The 21,855-nt window shown below is 47.4% G+C and carries 10 protein-coding genes; 5 read left to right on the forward strand and 5 right to left on the reverse strand.

Annotated elements, in window-relative coordinates; translation table 11 throughout:
• The 4 genes from R7E38_RS23540 to R7E38_RS16145 all read left to right on the forward strand — a co-directional run bounded on the left by R7E38_RS23540 (position 1) and on the right by R7E38_RS16145 (position 16,399).
• On the forward strand, positions 1-12,711 hold the full coding sequence (locus R7E38_RS23540; RefSeq protein WP_411978678.1) for a tandem-95 repeat protein: 12,711 nt from the start codon (positions 1-3) through the stop codon (positions 12,709-12,711).
• Between the two features lie 432 nt (positions 12,712-13,143).
• A complete protein-coding gene (locus R7E38_RS16135; RefSeq protein ID WP_085569289.1) occupies positions 13,144-13,497 on the forward strand; it encodes a hypothetical protein in 354 nt (117 codons plus the stop codon).
• Positions 13,498-13,618: 121 nt separating this feature from the next.
• Entirely contained in the window at positions 13,619-15,619 is a 2,001-nt protein-coding gene (locus R7E38_RS16140) for a methyl-accepting chemotaxis protein (RefSeq protein WP_226084050.1), read from the forward strand.
• Between the two features lie 300 nt (positions 15,620-15,919).
• Entirely contained in the window at positions 15,920-16,399 is a 480-nt protein-coding gene (locus tag R7E38_RS16145; protein ID WP_226084051.1) for a Dps family protein, read from the forward strand.
• Between the two features lie 109 nt (positions 16,400-16,508).
• On the opposite strand, the gene R7E38_RS16150 is transcribed toward R7E38_RS16145, so the two are convergent.
• From R7E38_RS16150 to R7E38_RS16170, 5 genes are all read right to left on the reverse strand, one after another.
• Complete coding sequence (locus R7E38_RS16150; RefSeq protein ID WP_226084052.1) at positions 16,509-17,123, reverse strand: HAD family hydrolase; 615 nt, start codon at positions 17,121-17,123, stop codon at positions 16,509-16,511.
• 142 nt (positions 17,124-17,265) lie between these two features.
• Positions 17,266-18,342 carry a PQQ-dependent sugar dehydrogenase gene (locus tag R7E38_RS16155; protein WP_318081866.1) on the reverse strand — a complete coding sequence of 359 codons (1,077 nt, stop codon included), beginning with the start codon at positions 18,340-18,342 and terminating at the stop codon, positions 17,266-17,268.
• A 150-nt stretch (positions 18,343-18,492) separates the two neighbouring features.
• The gene (yiaY, locus tag R7E38_RS16160; protein ID WP_042521463.1) at positions 18,493-19,641 is read right to left on the reverse strand and encodes an L-threonine dehydrogenase; all 1,149 of its coding nucleotides are present in this window, start codon (positions 19,639-19,641) and stop codon (positions 18,493-18,495) included.
• A 333-nt stretch (positions 19,642-19,974) separates the two neighbouring features.
• The gene (gene elbB, locus R7E38_RS16165; protein WP_017634378.1) at positions 19,975-20,625 is read right to left on the reverse strand and encodes an isoprenoid biosynthesis glyoxalase ElbB; all 651 of its coding nucleotides are present in this window, start codon (positions 20,623-20,625) and stop codon (positions 19,975-19,977) included.
• A 12-nt stretch (positions 20,626-20,637) separates the two neighbouring features.
• Positions 20,638-20,787 (reverse strand): hypothetical protein, encoded by a 150-nt coding sequence (locus R7E38_RS16170; protein ID WP_226084054.1) that lies wholly within the window; start codon positions 20,785-20,787, stop codon positions 20,638-20,640.
• Between the two features lie 120 nt (positions 20,788-20,907).
• Between R7E38_RS16170 and yddG the strand changes: the two genes are divergently transcribed.
• Positions 20,908-21,810, forward strand: coding sequence for an aromatic amino acid DMT transporter YddG (gene yddG, locus R7E38_RS16175; RefSeq protein WP_226084055.1), 903 nt, complete (start codon positions 20,908-20,910; stop codon positions 21,808-21,810).
• Positions 21,811-21,855 lie beyond the last annotated feature (45 nt).

The following is a 21,855-nucleotide window of genomic DNA, read 5'->3' on the forward strand; positions in this document are numbered from 1 at the left end:
GTGGATAACGGTGACGGCACCTTTACCGTTACGCCTTCACAGCACTTCAATGGAGACATCGAGTTTACTTATGAAGTAAGCGACGGTGAATTGAGTGTTGCCAATGAAATGACATTGACGGTGAACCCAGTCAATGACATTCCAATTGTTGCGCCTGGCATGTACCACATTGAAGAGGATGGCAGCATCCTGTTCACGCAAGAAGATCTGCTAAGTGGTGCGATTGATATTGATGGTGATGACCTCACCGTTACCAGCATTAACTACTCGGGTGATGAAGGTACTGTAACGGACAACGGTGACGGTACATTTAGCTTCGTACCAGAAGAGCACTTCAGTGGTGACTTGCAATTCAGCTTTACGGTTTCTGACGGTACGGATGAAGTTGAGCAAGACATTAATGTCCATATCGAAGCCGTGGCAGATGCGCCAGACCTAGTCATCACTGATGGCGACGGTCGAAACGTGGATGATCAAGCAATCTTGGTTGAGCCAGGCGGTATTGTTGAAGTGAACATCGCCGCAGCATTGGTTGACCAAGACTTGTCAGAAACGCTGACTGTGACCGTTGATGGTGTTCCAGAAGGTTCGGTGATCAGCTACGACAACGAAGGGGTACTTAACGATCAAGACAACGGTATCACCAGTTTCAACGATACTGAAATCACGGTTACCTTTGAAGGTGAAACCGCGGGTTACCAAAACGCAGCTGGCTATTACAAAGTTGATGAAGACGGCAATATCACGGGCGTTGAAGTGGTGTACGAAAACGCCTCTCAAGTTGGCGGAGGCGGTGACCTCGTTCCGGGACAAGATCAGTTCAGCTTCCAAATCTCGGAAGGGGAAAGCTTCAACCTATTCTTGATTCCTAACGGTCATAACTTCAATGACTTTGCGTCCATGCAAGATGGCCAGTATGAGTTCCGTGCGGCAGATGGCTCTCCTGCGAACATGGATACGGTCGACCCACAACTCGTGTTTGTGGGTGCTGATGGTTCTGAAACCGTGATTCAAAGCCAATTTGGTGATGCAGTCTTCCATGGCGGCACTAGCTCAGAGCTCAACCAAGATGGCATTGAACATACTCGAACTACTGTGAACGAAGACGGTGAACTGGTTTACGGCTTTGAAGATCTCTACGGTGGCGGCGATGCCGATTATAGTGACTTCAACTTCACCATTGATGTAGGTGAAGTAAACAGCCAGATCTACAGCGGTGAAGTAACAGTCGGTCCAGATGGTTCTGTAACGCTTCCAACCACAGCAATTGAACAAGAGCTACAGATTCAATTGCCAGAAGACTTTAACCAACAGCTAGAAATCAATGTAACGGCAACGGCGACAGAGCTATCAAATAATGATTCTGAAACCGTTTCTCAAACCATCTACGTCAATGCAACGGGTGCTCACATTGAACATACGCCTGAAGCATTGCCTGTTTCTGCTGTGGTTGAAGAAGATGGTTCAATCCTAATCACGCAAGAAGATTTGCTCGCTAATGCGCGTGACTTGGATGGAGACCAACTGACAGCACTGAACTTGGCAACGGATGATGAAAACATCACCATCACAGACAATGGTGACGGTACTTACACCTTAACGCCAGATGCGGACTTTAATGGTGACATCACCTTTACGTTCGATGTGTCTGACGGCGATGATGTTGTCTCAACCAACCTTGAGTTATTGGTGTCACCAGTTAACGATGCGCCTGAACCACAAGATCAAGCGTTCACCATTGGTGAAGATGGTGTGCTGACCTTTACTGATGCGGATCTCCTAACAGGCGCTACCGATATTGAAGGGGATGACTTATCTGTTGAGGGCGTCACTTACACAGGGGCGGACGGTGTTCTTACTGACAATGGTGATGGCACATATAGCTTCGCACCAAACGAGAACTTTAATGGCGACGTGAACTTCACTTTCGATGTTTCCGATGGCACGGATACCGTGACGGCGAATATCGACGTAAGCGTGACGCCGGAGAACGATCCACCGGTTGCAGGCAGCACGGCTTACACCGTTCATGAAGACAATTCGATTACCATTAGTAACGAACAGCTGTTGGCTAACTCGTCTGATATAGAAGGCGAAGTGGCGATTGATAGCGTGAGCTACAGCGGTAACGATGGCGTGCTGGAAATCAACGGTGATGGTACGTACACCTTCTCACCAAACGAAAATTTCAGCGGCGAGGTGAGCCTAGATGTTGTCGTTGTCGATGAAGATGGTGCAACGGACTCGACCACTGCAGGCATTACTGTGATTGAGGTAAATGACCCACCAATCGCAGGTCCTACCGCATACACTATCGATGAAGACCAAGTTCTAACCTTCAGTGAATCGCAAGTGCTACTGAATGCTTCGGATGTTGAAGGGGATGTTGAGCTAGTAGGCATCAGCTACGACGGTCCAGATGGCATCTTCTCAGTAAACGGTGATGGTACTTGTAGCTTTGCACCGAATGAAAACTTCAACGGTCAAGTACAGTTGGATGTGACCATTCGCGATGAAGATGGCGCAGAGGTTGATACTTACATCACAGTCGATGTCTTACCAATCAATGATGCACCTGTATCTGGTAACTTGGCGTACAGCGTTGATGAAGACAATTCAATTACGCTAAGCCAAGAGCAGCTACTTGCTCAAGCATCGGATGTAGAAGGTGATGCGCTGACTGCGTCTAACCTAGTGGTTGACGGTGATGCAACGGTTACGGCAAACGACGATGGTAGCTTCACTATCACGCCAGATGCGAACTTCAATGGCGACATTGATATCACGTTCGATATCAACGACGGCAGCGACACTATTGTTGCAACGGCGGACCTAACCGTTAACCCAGTTAATGACTTGCCGCAGCCGGAAGATCAAGCGTTCACCATTGGTGAAGATGGTGTGTTGACCTTCACTGATCAAGACCTGTTGGATGGTGCAACGGACATCGATGGCGATGATCTATCGGTAGAAGGTGTCACTTACACAGGCGCGGACGGTGTCCTAACTGACAATGGCGATGGTACATATAGCTTCGCACCGAATGAGAACTTCAATGGTGATGTGAACTTCACCTTCGATGTTTCCGATGGCACGGACACCGTGACTGCGAATATCGATGTGACAGTCACACCAGAGAACGATCCACCAGTGGCAGGTAGCACATCTTACACAGTGCATGAAGACAACTCGATCACCATTAGTAACGAACAGCTGTTGGCTAACTCGTCTGATATAGAAGGCGAAGTGGCGATTGATAGCGTGAGCTACAGCGGCACAGATGGTGTGTTCCAAGACAATGGTGACGGTACGTACACCTTCTCGCCAAACGAGAACTTCAATGGCGAAGTGAGCCTAGATGTTGTCGTAGTAGATGAAGACGGTGCGACGGACTCAACCACCGCTGGCATTACTGTTCTTGAGGTGAACGATCCACCAATCGCAGGTGCGACTAGCTACTCAGTGAACGAAGACGAAGTCATCACCATTAGCTCTGAACAGCTATTGGCGAACGCTTCTGATGTTGAAGGTGAAGTTGCGATTGATAGCGTGAGCTACAGCGGCTCCGACGGTATCTTTACAGATAACGGTGACGGTACATTCAGCTTCGCACCAAACGCCAACTTTGATGGCGATGTGAGCCTAGATGTTGTGGTTGTTGATGAAGACGGTGCAACTGCGGCAACTAACGCAAACATCGATGTATTGCCAATCAACGATGCGCCAGTATCGGGCAACTTGGCTTACAGTGTCGATGAAGACAATTCAATTACGCTTAGCCAAGAGCAGCTTCTTGCTCAAGCATCGGATGTAGAAGGCGACGCGCTAACCGCATCTAACCTAGTGGTTGACGGTGATGCAACGGTTACGGCAAACGATGATGGCAGCTTTACCATTACGCCTGATGCGAACTTCAATGGTGACATTGATATCACGTTCGATATCAACGACGGCAGCGATACTATTGTTGCAACGGCGGACCTAACCGTTAACCCAGTTAATGACTTGCCTCAGCCGGAAGATCAAGCGTTCACCATTGGTGAAGATGGCGTGTTGACCTTCACTGACCAAGATCTGCTTGATGGTGCAACGGACATCGATGGTGATGACCTATCGGTAGAAGGTGTGAGCTACACTGGCGCAGATGGTGTCCTAACCGACAACGGTGACGGCACTTACAGCTTCGCGCCAAACGAAAACTTCAATGGCGACGTGAACTTTACCTTCGATGTTTCTGATGGCACGGATACCGTGACCGCGAATATCGACGTAAGCGTGACGCCAGAGAACGATCCACCGGTAGCAGGCAGCACGTCCTACACCGTTCATGAAGATAATTCGATCACCATCAGTAACGAACAACTATTGGCTAACTCATCTGACGTAGAAGGCGAAGTAGCAATCGACAGCGTGAGCTACAGTGGCGCAGATGGCGTGTTCCAAGACAATGGTGATGGTACTTACACCTTCTCGCCAAACGAGAACTTCAATGGTGAAGTGAGCCTTGACGTTGTGGTTGTCGATGAAGACGGTGCGACGGATTCAACCACCGCAGGTATTACGGTACTTGAGGTGAACGATCCGCCAATTGCCGGCGCGACCAGCTACTCAGTGAACGAAGACGAAGTCATCACCATCAGCTCTGAGCAGCTATTGGCGAATGCTTCTGACGTTGAAGGTGATGTCGCGATTGACAGCGTCAGCTACAGCGGCTCCGATGGTATCTTTACCGATAACGGCGACGGTACATTCAGCTTCGCACCAAACGAAAACTTCAACGGTGATGTCAGCCTAGATGTTGTCGTGACCGATGAAGATGGTGCAACGATAGCAACCAATGCAAACATTGATGTATTGCCAGTCAACGATGCTCCAGTATCAGGTGATTTGGCTTACAGCGTGGATGAAGATGGTTCTATCACTCTTAGCCAAGAGCAACTTCTTGCTCAAGCCAGCGACGTGGATGGCGATGACCTAACCGCATCCAACCTGACTGTTGACGGTAATGCGACCGTTGTTGCGAACGATGATGGTAGCTTCACTATCACACCGGATGCGGACTTCAATGGCGACATTGATCTGAGCTTCGACATTACGGACGGTGATGCAACCATTCAAGCCACTGCCGATCTGACTGTGAACCCAGTGAATGACTTGCCAACGGTTGGTCAGCCACAGTTTGTTACGCAAGAAGACACCAGCTTCACCTTTACCGAAGAGCAATTGCTGCAAAATGCAGGTGATATCGATGGTGATAACCTAACGGTTGAAAATGTTACTTCTGACAGTGGTACGTTAGTCGATAACGGTGATGGCACGTACACCTTCGCGCCAAACGAAAACTTCGATGGCAACGTGAACGTAACGTTTGATGTCAACGATGGCACCGCAACCGTGCCAGCAGAAGCGAACATTGATGTTCAATCTGTGGTCGATATGCCAGAGCTGTCGATTGCTTCAGACTTGGTGATTGCTTCTGATAACTTCGAGTCTGGCTCGAACGGTTGGAACGCGAACACTGAGAGCTCACAAGGCTTCGAAACGGGCGACATGCTGGGTCGTATTGGTGGCACTGGCGGTGATGAAGCGGTCAGCAAAACTTACGATATCCCAAGCGATGTCAATGAAGTGAATATCTCGTTTAGCTTCTACGAAATCGATTCTTGGGATGGCGAGTCGTTCCAAATCTTTGTCGGCGGTGAACAGCTAACCACCTTGGAGAACTCCGCGTTCCGTACTCAAGATGGCACGACAACGCTTTACGACTCAGATGGTAATGAAGTGGGTGAAGTGATTCATGGAGCCTCCCAACGTGAAGGCTTCAGTGGCTGGAACGACCAAGCTCACCAAATCAATCTGACGGTTCCTGTCGAGGATGGTGAACTGCAACTTGGCTTCGGTTCAACCTTGAATCAAGACGTTTGGGATGAATCGTTTGGTATCGACAACATCGAAATCACGGTAGCAGACGCGGATTACCAAATCATTGGCACCGAAGATACACCAGTACCGCTTGATATCGATGCCGCGTTAACCGATACAGATGGTTCAGAAAACCTCTCTATCTTGATTGAAGATGTGCCAGAAGGCAGCGCACTATCAGCGGGTGTTGATAATGGCGACGGCACTTGGTCACTACAACCAGGCGAGCTAGAAGGGCTAGAGTTTATTCCTTCTGCAGACTTCAATGGCGATGTGACGTTAACTGTGAACGCTACGTCTACGGATGTGGATACAGGTACAACAGCGACAGCGACGCAAGATGTGACGATTCATATCTCGCCAACCAATGATGCACCAGAAGTGACGGGTGATATCAGCGCAGTCACTGCCGAAGACAATAGCATTACGCTAACTCAAGAGCAGTTACTTGAACACGCAGTTGATATCGATGGTGACGACCTAAGCGCAATCAACCTGAGCACCAATGATGAAAATGCAACGGTTGAAATGAACGAGGATGGCAGTTTTACCATTACTCCGAGCGAGAACTTCTACGGTGATATCGAGTTCACCTACGATGTCACGGATGGCGAAGAAGTGGTTGCGGCTGGTCTCGACTTAACGGTAACGCCAGTCAATGACGCACCAGAGCCACAAGATCAAGCGTTCACTGTGGGTGAGGACGGTCTTCTTACCTTCACCGATGCTGACTTGTTAACAGGCGCGACGGATGTAGAAGGTGACAACCTAACAGTTGAAGGCGTGACTTATACAGGTGCAGACGGTGTCCTAACCGATAACGGTGATGGTACCTACAGCTTTGCTCCAAACGAGAACTTCAATGGTGATGTAAACTTTACCTTCGATGTTTCCGATGGCACGGACACCGTGACCGCGAATATCGATGTGAGTGTGACGCCAGAGAACGATCCTCCGGTGGCAGGCAGCACGTCTTACACTGTGCATGAAGACAACTCGATCACCATCAGTGATGAACAGCTACTAGCGAACTCATCGGACATTGAAGGTGATGTATCGATTGATAGCGTGAGCTACAGCGGTAACGATGGTGTGCTGGAAATCAACGGTGATGGCACGTACACCTTCTCGCCAAACGAGAACTTCAATGGCGAAGTGAGTCTAGATGTTGTCGTAGTCGACGAAGATGGCGCGACGGATTCAACTACCGCAGGTATCACGGTACTTGAGGTGAACGATCCGCCAATCGCAGGCACAACCAGTTACACCATTGATGAAGATGAAGTTATTACCATCAGCGCAGAACAGTTGTTGGCAAACTCTTCCGATATTGAAGGTGAGGTAGCACTAGATAGCGTGAGCTACAGTGGCAGCGAAGGTATCTTTACCGACAATGGTGATGGTACGTTTAGCTTTGCACCAAACCAAAACTTCAATGGTGAAGTGAATCTTGATGTTGTAGTCGTGGACGAAGATGGTGCGACCGCATCGACGACGGCAAACATTGATGTTCTGCCAATCAATGATGCGCCAGTATCGGGTGACTTGGCTTACAGTGTCGACGAAAACAACTCAATCACGCTAAGCCAAGAACAATTGTTGGCACAAGCAACGGATGTAGAAGGTGATGCACTAACTGCATCTAACCTAGTGGTTGACGGTGATGCGACGGTTACGGCTAATGACGATGGTAGCTTTACCATTACGCCTGACGCGAACTTCAATGGCGACATTGATATCACGTTCGATATCAACGATGGCAGCGATACTATCGTTGCAACGGCGGACCTAACGGTTAACCCAGTTAATGACTTGCCGCAGCCAGAAGATCAAGCGTTCACCATTGGTGAAGATGGCGTGTTGACCTTCACTGACCAAGATCTGCTTGATGGCGCAACAGATATCGATGGCGATGACCTATCGGTTGAAGGCGTGAGCTACAAAGGTGCTGATGGTGTCCTAACCGACAATGGTGATGGCACTTACAGCTTCGCGCCAAACGAAAACTTCAATGGCGACGTGAACTTTACCTTCGATGTTTCCGATGGCACGGATACCGTGACCGCAAATATCGATGTAAGCGTGACGCCAGAGAACGATCCACCGGTGGCAGGCAGCACGTCTTACACTGTGCATGAAGACAACTCGATCACCATCAGTGATGAACAGTTACTAGCGAACTCATCGGATATTGAAGGTGATGTATCGATTGATAGCGTGAGCTACAGCGGTAACGATGGTGTGCTGGAAATCAACGGTGATGGCACGTACACCTTCTCGCCAAACGAGAACTTCAATGGCGAAGTGAGTCTAGATGTTGTCGTAGTCGACGAAGATGGCGCGACGGATTCAACTACCGCAGGTATCACGGTACTTGAGGTGAACGATCCGCCAATCGCAGGTCCAACTGCGTACACCATCGATGAAGATGAAGTTATCACCATCAGTGCAGAACAGTTGTTGGCAAACTCTTCCGATATTGAAGGTGAGGTAGCACTAGATAGCGTAAGCTACAGTGGCAGCGAAGGTATCTTTACCGACAATGGTGATGGTACGTTCAGCTTTGCACCAAATCAAAACTTCAATGGTGAAGTGAATCTTGATGTTGTAGTCGTGGACGAAGATGGTGCGACCGCTTCGACGACGGCAAACATTGATGTTCTGCCAATCAATGATGCGCCAGTATCGGGTGACTTGGCTTACAGTGTCGACGAAGACAACTCAATCACGCTAAGCCAAGAACAATTGTTGGCACAAGCAACGGATGTAGAAGGTGATGCACTAACCGCTTCCAACCTAGTGGTTGACGGTGATGCGACGGTTACGGCTAATGACGATGGTAGCTTTACTATCACGCCTGACGCGAACTTCAATGGCGACATTGATATCACGTTCGATATCAATGATGGCAGCGATACTATCGTTGCAACGGCTGACCTAACGGTTAACCCAGTCAATGACTTGCCGCAGCCAGAAGATCAAGCGTTCACCATTGGTGAAGATGGCGTGTTGACCTTCACTGACCAAGATCTGCTTGATGGCGCAACAGATATCGATGGCGATGACCTATCGGTTGAAGGCGTGAGCTACAAAGGTGCTGATGGTGTCCTAACCGACAATGGTGATGGCACTTACAGCTTCGCGCCAAACGAGAACTTCAATGGCGATGTGAACTTTACGTTCGATGTGTCAGACGGTACGGATACGACCTCTGCCAACATTGATGTGAGTGTGACGCCAGAGAACGATCCTCCGGTTGCGGGCAGCACGTCTTACACAGTACATGAAGACAACTCGATCACCATTAGTGATGAGCAACTACTGGCTAATTCGTCGGATATTGAAGGCGACGTAGACATCAGTAGTGTGACTTACAGTGGCAACGATGGCGTCTTCCAAGACAATGGCGATGGTACGTACACCTTCTCTCCAAACGAGAACTTCAATGGTGAGGTCAGCCTAGACGTTGTGGTTGTCGATGAAGAGGGTGCGACAGACTCAACCACTGCGGGTATCACAGTACTTGAGGTGAACGATCCACCAATCGCAGGTGCGACAAGTTACTCTGTCAATGAAGACGAAGTCATTATCTTCACGGAAGAGCAACTGCTAGCGCAATCAAGCGATGTGGAAGGTGACGTGAGCCTAGAAAGCGTCTCTTACAGTGGTAGCGATGGCATTCTAACGGCGAATGACGATGGCACTTATAGCTTCGCGCCAAATGAAAACTTCAATGGTGGCGTAAGCCTAGACGTAGTAGTGGCTGATGAAGACGGTGCAACTGCGACAACCAACGCGAACATCGATGTATTGCCAGTCAACGATGCTCCGGTATCTGGCGACTTGGCTTACAGCGTCGATGAAGATGGTTCAATCACATTGAGTCAAGAGCAGTTACTGGCTCAAGCGGGTGACGTCGACAGCGATAATCTAGAAGCAGTGAACTTAACCGCGGTAGCCAATGCAACCGTTGTTGAGAACCAAGATGGTAGCTTTACGATTACGCCTGATGCGAACTTCAATGGCGATATCGACCTAAGCTTCGACTTGATTGATAACGATGGTGCGAGCGTGGAAGTGGGCGTTGACCTAACGGTGAACCCAATTAACGATGCGCCGCAATCAACACCAGTGAATATTGCTGGCACCGAAGATACTACCATTCTTATCACGCAGGACATGTTGCTTGCTAACGCGACAGACATCGACAACACCTACGATGAACTGTCTGCTGTCGACCTAGTGATTGATGAGCAATACGGTGACTTGCTAGACAACGGTGATGGCACTTGGTCATTCACTCCAGCTGAGAACTTCAACGGTGATGTGCCAATGTCGTTCGGCGTCAGCGATGGTGATTTAGTTACGCCGGTTGAAGGCAATCTAAACGTCGAAGCGGTTAACGATGCACCAGAAGCACCAACCATCCAGATGCAAGGCGAAGAAGATGTGGTCATGGTGATTGACCCAGCTTACATCGCTGATCAAGTTACGGATCTTGATGGTGACGAAATCAGCGTAGAAAGCATCACGGTTCGTGCGCCTGCAAACGCGACATTAACTCAGCAGCCAGATGGTATGTACCACTTGGTAACCACTCAAGACTTCAATGGTTTGGTGGAACTGGGCTACACCGCGACGGATGGTGAAGAAGTGGTTGAAGGCTCGTTGAATGTGGATGTCATTCCAGTCAACGATGCTCCATTCAATGTGGGTAATGCCTTTATGGCAACCGACGAGGATGGTGCATTCACCTTCGACGCTGGCGACCTGATGAACTTGTTCGGCGATATCGACACTGAAAACCTAGTTGTATCACGCATTATCACCGCAGAAGGTGAAGATGGTGGTGAGGTAACGGATAACGGTGACGGTACTTGGACATTCACACCGACTGGCGATTTTGCAGGGGTTTCTGACTTGCAAGTTGTGGTAAGTGACGGTGAGTTTGAGACAGTACTTGATGTACCAGTGTTTGTTCGCCCTGTTGCGGATGGCGCGGTCATCACAACCGATCATGATGGTCCGTTAGTCTTCGGTGAAGACGAAACAGGTCACCTAGGCTTGAATGTCGGTCTAATCGACGATTCAGAAACGCTAAGCAACCTAGTGATGACTGGTTTCCCTGTTGGCTTCGAAGTTACGGATGGTGTGAACACCATTACCATTACGGAACCGGGTCAATACATCGACTTGAACGAGTGGGATATCTCAGACCTGCAAATGACGCCTCCGGCTGACTTTAATGGCGAGTTCTTCGTAACCGTGACCGCAACAACGGTGGATTATGGTGACGAGCCAGAAGAGTTCGAAGATGGCATCGATTCAGGTGACTTCGAAACCCTAGCGGGTGAGCCAGTTATACTAACCGCAGATGACCTAATCGGATTGGCAGAGAATGTGGACGCTGACGCGGGTGATGAAGTGAAATTCGTTCACCTAGCTGATCGCAGCCAAGGTGAGATTGTCGATAACGGTGATGGCACATGGACATTCAATCCAGCACCAGGCTTTACTGGTGAAGCGGATATCGCTTACGTGATTGATAAAGACGGTGTGCTTCATGATGAGCAAACAGGCGTGGTCGTGAAAGAAGACGCACCACAAGAGAATGCTTCACCAGAAATCGACAGCATTTCTACCACAGAAATGGCAGCGGATGGCACCTTGTCGTTCACCAATGATGACATGCTATCGACCTTGAGCGATGCAGAAGGCGACAGCTTGAGCATTGAGTCAGTGAGCCTAATGGAAGGTCAAGGTGTGATAGAGACCGATAACCAAGGTAACTACCAATTCACACCAGCAGAAGGCTACACCGGAGATGTTCAAGTTGGCTTCATTGCAACTGACGGTGAAAACCGCATTGAGAGCTTCTTTAATGTCGACATCCAAGGTGAAGGTGAAACCACAACCAGCGAAGGCTACGCACTGGCTGATGATGGTTCACTAACACTAACGGAAGCACAGTTGATTGATGAACTTGGCATTAGCCCTTCAGCAGAAGTGTTGGATGTAGCCGATGCAAACGATGCTGGTTTCTTCGCGAAATCAGGTGATGAAGAGTGGACATACTGGCCGAACGATGACTTCGATGGCAATTTGGCTATGGATGTTCAGGTTAACGACAACGGTGAAGTATCGACTCAGAATCTGAGCATCCAAGTTGCGGACGATTCAGCGCAAAGCGACGAGCCACAAATCCAAACTGCTCAAGCATCATCAGAGCAGCAAGTCGGCGAAGCGCAACAGCCTGAAGAGCAAGCAGCAAACGGTGCAGACAGTGAAGAGGAGAGCGCAGCTGATGTGACTGCAGCACCAGGCGATACCATTTCTATCTCGGTTCCAGATGAGGTCAGCGGTAACGAATCGGTGGATTATGCAGAAATGTCCGGTCTACCTGATGGTGCATCAGTAAGCAACGCACTGGATAATGGCGATGGTAGCTTCACATTAAGTGGCAACCTGAACCAACCAGTATCGGTTGACCTACCAGAAGGTTACGAAGGTACGAGCGAAATCCAATTCCAAGGTTACGACGAATTGGGCAGCGCAGTAGAAGGTGCGAGTGGCACAGTTGAAGTTGAAGTCGATGATCAATACACCATGCAAGGTTCTGCTCAAGATCAGCAACCAGATATGGCGGGTATGGAATCTGGCGGCAGCGACTGGACAAGTGCAGGAGGTCAAGATCAAGGTGTTGACTTCACGGATGACTCTGGCAGCTTCGACTCGGATACTCAAACAGGTACTGACCAAGGCAACGATTTCGATCAAAGCTCAATGTAACCAGTCCTAGACGAGGGCAGTGTCATTGCTGCCCAAACCCAAGCCATGCAGGGCCTACTTTGCATGGCTTTTTTGTTGGGTTTCTTTCTATGAGCTGTAGAAAAAAACTTGGAAATTGAAAAAAGTATTCTTAGCTAGTTTATACCCAAGTAACCTCGAGATGTTAGGTTCAGCGAGAATGGCTTGGTTTGTAGACGCGGCGGCGATTTAAAGGTCTAGTGGGTCTAAATCAAGAATCGACAACAAAGTATACAAACCAAGACAGCTCGCCCTTCGGGAGCGTGTCATTGACTCGGCTTCTGTGTCAAACAACTTGGAAAGAGCTGACTATTACGCTGCGTTGTTTTCCTTGACCCCGAATCAATGACAACGCTCTGAATCCTGCATCTTGAAGTCACTTGGGTATAAGAGTCATTTACAAGGAGGAGCGACATGTACCGTTATGTCAGTTCGCCAAAAGCGTCGAAGTACATAGTACCGCCACCACAGCATCGTGAGTTGTCTAGTATCGATGTACCAGAGTCGGAACTTGAGATGCGTGAAATTCTGAACAACTGGTTTGCCGATGGATTGGCGCCCATCATTCAAAATGAAGACAATGACATCTCTGCTAATGAGCAACAGCGCTTTGAGCAGCTCAGCCGCACGGTGGGCGTGCTATTGCGTAATAAAGATTACTACTTTGCCACCAAGCGGATTCTTTCATTGTGGGAGCAAGACTGCTTAGAAACGACTTACGTTAATTATCTGATTTTACGTAGTGAGCGCATACCATACTTCGAATAAGTCCCATTTATCGGCTTAAAATAGTGGTTTACATGGTTTTCTTAGTAACTTTTGATACTTGTATTTAACATTTTTGTAAACATCGTTATATTTAAGGCTCATCGTTGTCAGGAGTTTATGGATGAACCTTACGATATCAGGGAAGTTGCAGCTCAGTTTTGTGCTGCTAGCCGTACTTTTTATGGCATCAGCGGTATTCACGTATCGCAACGTCACCACCGTAGAGCAATACGCCTCTTCATTACTTAAATCCGATTTACCGACCGTCGACACCAGTCGCGGTATCCAACAGTCCGTTCAAGCGTCGCTGTCTTCTATTCGAGCCTACATGTTGCTAGGTGGCGATGAAGAGGCGAGTGCACGTCTAAGTGAGGACGTACGCAATATCATTGCATCTACAGACGAGTCGCTTCCAACGTTGCAGGCTTTGATCTCTGAACAGGATTTTCAAGCGATTCAAACCCAGTGGGATGCGGTAAAAGTCTCTCTAAACAAGCTGATTGAACTTAGCCACAGTGATGAGAACTTACCCGCGCACAACCTCTTTATTAACGAAGCGGCACCCATTGCAGAAGTGGCACTTGACCAGCTTCAAAGCTTAATCAATGAAGAGTCGGGAAATCCATTTGGTGGAGACAGAAAGCGTCTGTTTAAAGTCTACGCCGACAGCTATACCTCGCTCGCCAATGCTCTGTCTGCTTTGCGAGATTTCCTGTTGTACGGGCAGCAAGATCATTTGAACAAATACCACGACTTGATTAAGTACCACAATCAGTCCGTGGCGGAAATCGACAGTAAACTCGACAGACTGACTGATAACGACCAATCATTGTGGTCCCTGTTTAAGGAAATGCAGCAACTATACTTTCCTTTAGCAGAGCAGGTAATTGCATTGCGTCAATCGCCAGAGTGGAACGAATCAAACTTGTTAATGGCGAATGAACTGTTGCCAGCAGCGGATGCACTAGACCAAAGCTTAGAAACGATCGTATTGGCTCAACAAAGTCGTGCTGATCAAAGTGGACAGGGTATTAATCAGTCGATTAAGAACGTACTCACCACTATGTTGATTGCTGCGGCATTGGTTTTGTTTGCCGCAGTAGCGACTTCAAAATACATGGGCAACACCATTGGTCGCCGAGTGAAAAACTTATCGGAGCGTGCAAAGACGATCGCTTCAGGAGATGTTTCTCAGCCTCCGTTAACTGTTGTTGGGAAAGATGAATTGGCAGACCTTACCGATTCGATTAACCGCATGAACCAATCGTTAGCGAGCATCGTGGCAGGGGTGAGTGAGAAAGCGCACCAAGTGGATACCAGCATGGGGGCTTTATTGGAATCGGCGCAAGTCACTTCATCGAATGTTGAACAGCAACAGACCAGCATTGTTGAAATGGGAAGCCAATTGGATGAAATCGCTTTAGCCGCGCGTAACACCCTAGATCAAGCCAATCAATCGGTGCAGAAGCTTTCTGATTCAAAAGGCGAGATTGAACAAGGTCGTGATGCTTTAGAGCAAAACAAAGTCACCATGGAAAGCTTGCACGGCAGCATTGAAACCGCGAGTACGCAAGTAACACAGTTAAGCAAAGAGAGCGAAGCTATTGGTCGGGTTACTGAAGTGATTGAAGGCTTGGCAGAGCAAACTAACTTACTGGCATTGAATGCCGCGATAGAAGCAGCGCGTGCGGGTGACCAAGGACGAGGCTTTGCGGTTGTGGCGGATGAAGTACGTATGTTAGCGACTCGCACTACTCAATCGACGACAGAAATCAACGGCATCATCAACGCGATTCAACGCTCGACCAATTCGGTGGTTGAGGAGATTGAACACAGCCAATCACTTGCGGAGCAGGGCGCTGAGCACATTGAAAAAGCGGTAACTCGTTTGCTTGTCACGACCGAGCAAATTGGTTCTTTGAATGAACAAATGGCAGAACTTGCGGCAGCGGCAGAGCAGCAATCTCATGCGACCAATTCGATCACTGGATTGATGTCTGGTATTACTCAATCAGTGGATGAGGTTTCGAATAACAGCCAACGCGCATCAGAGACATCATTGCAAGTAAAAGAGCAAGTTACCGAGCTGAATCAACAGATGGCAACTTTTAAAACGGCGTAGATTAGATTTACGTCTGTTCATCTACTTTTGAACGCTAACCAAATAGTAAAAAAGCCCCAACCCTTTTTACACAAAAAGGGTTGGGGCTTTTTGTTGGATGATACGCCGATATTCGTCTACTTGCTCATTGGATTTGGCTATTTAAATCATAGCTAAAACCAAATTCTCTTCGCCGAGCCGGAGTCGTAATATGACTCCATCGGCAGCAAATACTGCAAAAGAATTTTTAAACTTTATACCAATCCCGGTAAGAGAATCGTTCGTTACTACGATTGGTATCATCCTTCTAGGAGCAAGATTATGAACAAACAAGTAAGCCTAATTGGTCTAGACAGCGAACAATCAGCACAACTAGCTCAACAGCTCAATCAACTGCTAGCGCATTACCAAGTGTTGTACATGAACTCTCGCGGTTACCACTGGAACATTAAAGGTGCGCAATTCTTCGAACTGCACGTAAAATTTGAAGAGATTTACACTGATCTACAAACAAAAATCGATGAGCTTGCAGAGCGTATTCTAACTTTGGGTCACACGCCAGCGCACGCATTCAGCAACTACTTGGAAGCAAGTGAAATTAAAGAACATCAAAACGCGACTTCTGGTGAGGAGTGTGTACAAGGCCTAGTTCAAGGCTTTAGCGTTCTACTTCTAAAACAGCGTGAGATTCTACAAAACGCGGGTGAAGTAGATGACGAAGGTACAGCGGCATTGATGGGTGACTACATCCGTGAGCAAGAAAAATTAATGTGGATGCTTAACGCTTACCTACAAGGCTAAGCAGCGCATCACCCAAGCAATCCTTGGGAACGCATGAAACAATCGGGAATAAGTCATAAGGGGCACGTTGGTGCCCCTTTTTTTTGTGTGCGTGTTTTATGTGTGTGCTTTATTTGCGTGGTAAGGATTCGAAACGGCTCAATAAATCGCTGAGTTCATTAAGCGCCAACGAGGCTGAGTCATTGAAAGTTTCTTGACTACCATGATGCACAAGACAAGAGGGCATCTGCGCGTTATACGCTGCCTGCAAGTCGTAAAGGTAATCGCCGACATAAAGCACTTCGTCCGGCATCAAACGCCACTCTTTCGCTAATACCTGCAGAGACAAAGGGTCTGGCTTGGGCGGGAAGCATTCACGAGTGATGACTCGTTCCACTGAGATTTGGTTGTGTTCTAGTTTGCGCTGCGTGGCGATTTGACAGTTGCGCGTCACGATAGCGGTTTTGATTTCATTTTGATGCAAGTGGGCGAGCAATTCATGGCAGCCAATCATTGGTGCAGACTGCTCAGCATCAGAAATCTCGTAATCAAATATCACGTTATGAGCGTGCTCTCGATGATGAGGATGCTCAAGTGCGTCGACAAAATCCAATAGATCTTCACTTTGCGGACAACCTAGCTGTTGTCGCAATTCGCCGAAGTTCATATCAGAACTCACCAAGGTGTTGTCTAAATCAAACACCACGGCTTTAATTTTATCGAGCTGTAAAGGGAATGGAATCATAATGACCTCGTACAACTTAACCGAACTATCGTTTTAAAAAACAAAAGGTTATTGTTAAGTTTAGATTCTTCTGCTTAGATTGTACGAAAATAAATCACTAGTACGTCACAAATCAAATAGTCTTAATGATTTTAGTGTTTGATTACCTTTCCTCAAGACGAAATATTTTGCCGCTGTCGGTAGAAAAATAGATATAACCATCTGGGCTGATGGTTATATCTCTTATTCGCTCACCAAGATTCTCCATTAATCTTTTTGATTCGGTAAGGTTGCCATTATCAATAGAAACCACGTTGATGTGCGCCAGTTTCAATGCGCCTGCGAGGATTTTTCCGTCCAATTCTGGGTATTTATCACCACGGTACAAAATCATATTACTGGGCGCGATAGAAGGGACGTATACCAGCTTGGGATCTTCCATTCCCGGTAACGACTTAGCTTCCCCAACGTCCAACGGCCCCCAATATTCTTTACCATGAGAGACTTTAGCCCAGCCGTAGTTCGCGCCTTTCTTGATTAGATTAATTTCATCGCCGCCGCGTGGTCCATGTTCAATAGACCACAGCTGTTTTGTTGCTTCGTCGTAAAACATACCTTGTGGGTTGCGGTGCCCGTAACTCCATATCTCAGGACGAGCTTCGGAAGGTTTGAATGGGTTGTCTTGCGGAACCGAACCATCAAGGTTAAGGCGCACAATACTGCCAGCATGGGTTTGAGTGTCTTGGCCATTATCACGTTCGCCACGGTCACCGATTGAGAAGTAAACTTTGTCGTCAATAAATGAAATTCGACTGCCGTAGTGGCGACCCATGTCGGTGATGGCATCAGCAACAAAGAGATCGTTCCAACCTACAAGCTGATTGTTTTGCAATTGCGCCGTCGCTAACGCCACCGTATTGCCTTTGCTCGTGCGCTTGCTGTAGGTAAAGAAGAGTTGCGGGTTTTGCGTATCGGCATTCGGTGCGCGCGCGACATCCAATAAGCCGGCTTGTCCACTGGTGTTCACATTGGGGACGTTAAACAGCTTTTGAGGTTTGCCTGTGGTGATATCCAGCAACGAAACCGTACCGTTCTTTTCATTGACAATAACGCGTTGGTTATCTAAAAACTCGATCCCCCAAGGGATCTGAAATCCATTCGCCACCTCGTTCGCGCGGTATTCGGCAGCGTTGGCAGAAAAGGATAAACAAGTGAGTAGGGCAGCAGCAATCGTTCTCATGGTTCCTTCCAATATGAATCGTGTTAATACTTAAAAGCTAACACTAAAAGACTATGTTTGGCAGAGATTCACTTGTATATGAATGTAAAAAAATCCCCGATACGAGATCGGGGATTGAATTAAGGCTAGAGAATTGTTTAGTTAGCGAGATTACATCGCTTCTTCGAAGATCTTAGAAATTTCTTCGTGAGTTGCTTGTTTAGGGTTAGTGAAACCACAAGCGTCTTTCAGTGCGTTGTCTGCTAGTGTTGGGATGTCTTCTAGTTTCGCACCAAGCTCTTTGATACCTGCTGGGATACCCACATCTTTCGCTAGAGTAACGATAGCGTCGATTGCTGCCGCTGCACCTGCTTCAGCAGACATGCCTTCTACGTTTACGCCCATTGCTTTTGCTACGTCACGTAGACGCTCAGGACATACTTGCGCGTTGTAACGCTGTACGTGAGGTAGAAGAATCGCGTTACAAACACCGTGTGGAAGGTCGTAGAAACCACCTAGCTGGTGTGCCATTGCGTGTACGTAACCTAGAGACGCGTTGTTGAATGCCATACCCGCCATGAACTGCGCGTATGCCATTTGTTCACGAGCTTCTAGATCTTCACCGTTTTTCACTGCTGTGCGTAGATAAGCCTGGATAAGCTCAATCGCTTTGATTGCTACCGCATCAGTGATTGGTGTTGCTGCGATAGATACGTAAGCTTCAATCGCGTGAGTTAGGGCATCCATACCTGTTGCCGCAGTTAGCGAAGCAGGTTTAGCTAGCATTAGCTCTGGATCGTTTACCGAGATAAGCGGTGTTGTGTGCTTATCAACGATAGCCATCTTGATGTGACGCTCTTCGTCAGTGATGATGCAGAAACGCGTCATTTCAGATGCAGTACCTGCCGTCGTGTTGATTGCGATAAGTGGCATCATTGGTTTTGCAGACTGGTCTACGCCTTCGTAATCTGCGATTTTGCCGCCGTTAGAAGCAACAAGCGCGATACCTTTCGCACAGTCGTGTGGTGAACCACCACCTAGAGAGACAACGAAGTCACATTCGTTATCAGTAAGAAGTGCTAAGCCGTCGTTAACGTTGCTGATAGTTGGATTTGGTTGAGTACCATCAAACACAACGGTTGCTACATCGCGCTCAGTGAGAAGGTCTTGAACTTGTTTGACTACACCGATTTGGTTAAGGATCTTATCCGTAACGATCAAACCTTTTTTAAAGCCTTGAGATTGGATGCTGTCTGCTGCGTCTTTCAAACAACCAGCGCCCATTAGGTTTACCGTAGGGATAAAAAATGCACTTGTCATATTGGATAGCTCCGTCGTTATTTTTAATAATCTTTCTTAATTTGCCATTTACTGTCGCACATTCGTTTCCAGATTGAAGTTGATCTGAAGCAAGTTTACCTACTTAGAGGTACTTGCAAGAGAAAAACTGTAACAGTGATCTTGTTGCACTGCGTATAAGTGCAACACTGATATAAAGTAGAACAAATATGAAACTATGGACGCAAACGATTGGCAGAAATTGACTTCTGACGCGGATATATCTCTAAATTCGACTAAAGTATAAAAAATCCCCATTAATAACTTAATTATCAATGGGGATAGGGAAGTGTTTTATAAGCTAACTACTAATAATTAAGCTATTTTAATCAGTTTTGATACTAACTTTTCGATACCTGAAGCCGCTTGAGAGATATTCTCTGCCAACATGTAAGCAGGGGTTGAAAGTACGAGGTGTTTTTCATCAAAAACGATGTCTTCGACAGGGCACGTGGTGTGTTCACCGCCCATTTGATTAAATGCTATTGAGACTGCCTCATCGTTGCCTACCGTTCCTTTCACGCCTTGCTCATAAATCATCGGAATAATGACAGGAGAAATACACAGATAGCCAGCTGGTTTTTTCGCATTAGCAAACGCGCGACAAGCTTGAGCTACGTGTGTGTTAATGGAGCACTCTGCACCTGAAACGGCGAAGTCGGTTAAGTTTTTCGCAGCACCAAATCCACCTGGAAGCAGTAGGGCATCGTATTCATCAACGTTAAGTTTGGCAACATCGTCAATGTTTCCGCGTGCGATACGAGCTGATTCGATCAGTACGTTACGGGTTTCATCCATTTCGTCACCAGTTAGGTGATTGATGACATGGAGTTGGTCAATGTTAGGTGCAAAGCAGTGCCAAGTTGCCCCTGCTTTCTCGATGGCGTAGAGCGCCAACACTGCTTCGTGGATCTCAGAACCGTCGTAAACGCCTGAACCACTTAAAATGACTGCGACTTTTTTCATGTTTGGATTCCTTTACTCTGAACGTTCCTTAGATTGCTCTTCGCTATCTAGACCATGCGTTTCCGAATGTGTTTTAACGTTGTCACTCTCGTTGTCATCTTCATCATAGTAGCGCACAACAAAGGGTGTAAGCATAACACTAGAGGGCAGAAAATGTTTCATATCAACTCCAACGGCTTAATAGAATGATTTTTATACTGATTTTTATAAAACAGTACGTTGAACCTGATCATTTTTGAGTTAAGCTGACGTTTCCTTTGGCATTCGTGAGTGGTAGGTCACATGAAATCAGTGCAATTTCGTTTCACACTTTATGGTTGTATCGCGATTCTCTCTTGGAGTTGTCTGCTTGGCATCGCGAGGTTGGTTACGGAGAGTTTAGGTCCTGTAGGTGGGGCAGCCATGTTGTACTCTCTCAGCTCTGTTTTCCTTCTTATCGTGGTCGGTATTCCAAAGTTGTCTTACTTTTCTCCCAAGTATCTTGTGCTTGGTGGTGCGATGTTCGTTTGTTATGAAATATTTCTCGCTCTATCTTTGGGATATTCCAACTCGCGCGCGCAGGCAATTGAGGTGTCGATTGTCAACTACCTTTGGCCTGCACTGACGGTTTTATTTGCGGTCCTTGGCAGTAATAAAAAAACAAACTGGTTGCTTTATCCAGCAGTTACGCTGGCGTTTGTTGGGGTTGCTTGGACTGTGAGCGGTGAGAATGGCTTATCCATAACTCAGATCATGTCCAATGTTAGTAGTAACCCTCTGGTGTATTTTATGGCTTTCGCTGGCGCGGTTATATGGGCTCTTTATTGCAACTTAACCCAAAGGCAGCAATCTAAACATAATGCGATTACCCTGTTTTTCATTGCAACTGCTGTTTCGCTTTGGGTCAAATATGCGTTTACGGATGAGCCAACAATGACATTCAGTTGGGAAGCGATGGGGTACTTAGTGGCTTCTGCGGCTTTAATGGCTGGTGGTTATGGTTTATGGAACATCGCGATCGTTGGCGGCAATATGGTTTTTCTCGCCACCTTGTCTTACTTCACGCCCATTTTTTCCGCTTTATTTTCTTCCATTATTCTTGGCGTAACTCTGAGCCATAGCTTTTGGCAGGGCGTTGTGATGGTAACGGTGGGCTCGCTGATGTGTTGGTTAGACACCAAAGAGAAGCGCGAAGCGGCTGGGTAAGTTACCAACGAGATCAGAGAATTTAAGTTAGCAACGAACAGATCT

Origin of the sequence: Vibrio sp. Vb2131 (genome assembly GCF_033338535.1) — a bacterium.
Taxonomy (GTDB): Bacteria; Pseudomonadota; Gammaproteobacteria; order Enterobacterales; family Vibrionaceae; genus Vibrio; species Vibrio alginolyticus.

Excerpts from the sequence above, each read along its gene's own strand:
- R7E38_RS16150 (WP_226084052.1), bottom strand. The coding sequence starts at position 17,123 with ATGATTCCATTCCCTTTACAGCTCGATAAAATTAAAGCCGTGGTGTTT.
- R7E38_RS16170 (WP_226084054.1), bottom strand. The coding sequence starts at position 20,787 with ATGAAACATTTTCTGCCCTCTAGTGTTATGCTTACACCCTTTGTTGTG.
- R7E38_RS16145 (WP_226084051.1), top strand. The coding sequence starts at position 15,920 with ATGAACAAACAAGTAAGCCTAATTGGTCTAGACAGCGAACAATCAGCA.
- elbB (WP_017634378.1), bottom strand. The coding sequence starts at position 20,625 with ATGAAAAAAGTCGCAGTCATTTTAAGTGGTTCAGGCGTTTACGACGGT.
- R7E38_RS16140 (WP_226084050.1), top strand. The coding sequence starts at position 13,619 with ATGAACCTTACGATATCAGGGAAGTTGCAGCTCAGTTTTGTGCTGCTA.
- R7E38_RS16155 (WP_318081866.1), bottom strand. The coding sequence starts at position 18,342 with ATGAGAACGATTGCTGCTGCCCTACTCACTTGTTTATCCTTTTCTGCC.
- yiaY (WP_042521463.1), bottom strand. The coding sequence starts at position 19,641 with ATGACAAGTGCATTTTTTATCCCTACGGTAAACCTAATGGGCGCTGGT.
- yddG (WP_226084055.1), top strand. The coding sequence starts at position 20,908 with ATGAAATCAGTGCAATTTCGTTTCACACTTTATGGTTGTATCGCGATT.
- R7E38_RS16135 (WP_085569289.1), top strand. The coding sequence starts at position 13,144 with ATGTACCGTTATGTCAGTTCGCCAAAAGCGTCGAAGTACATAGTACCG.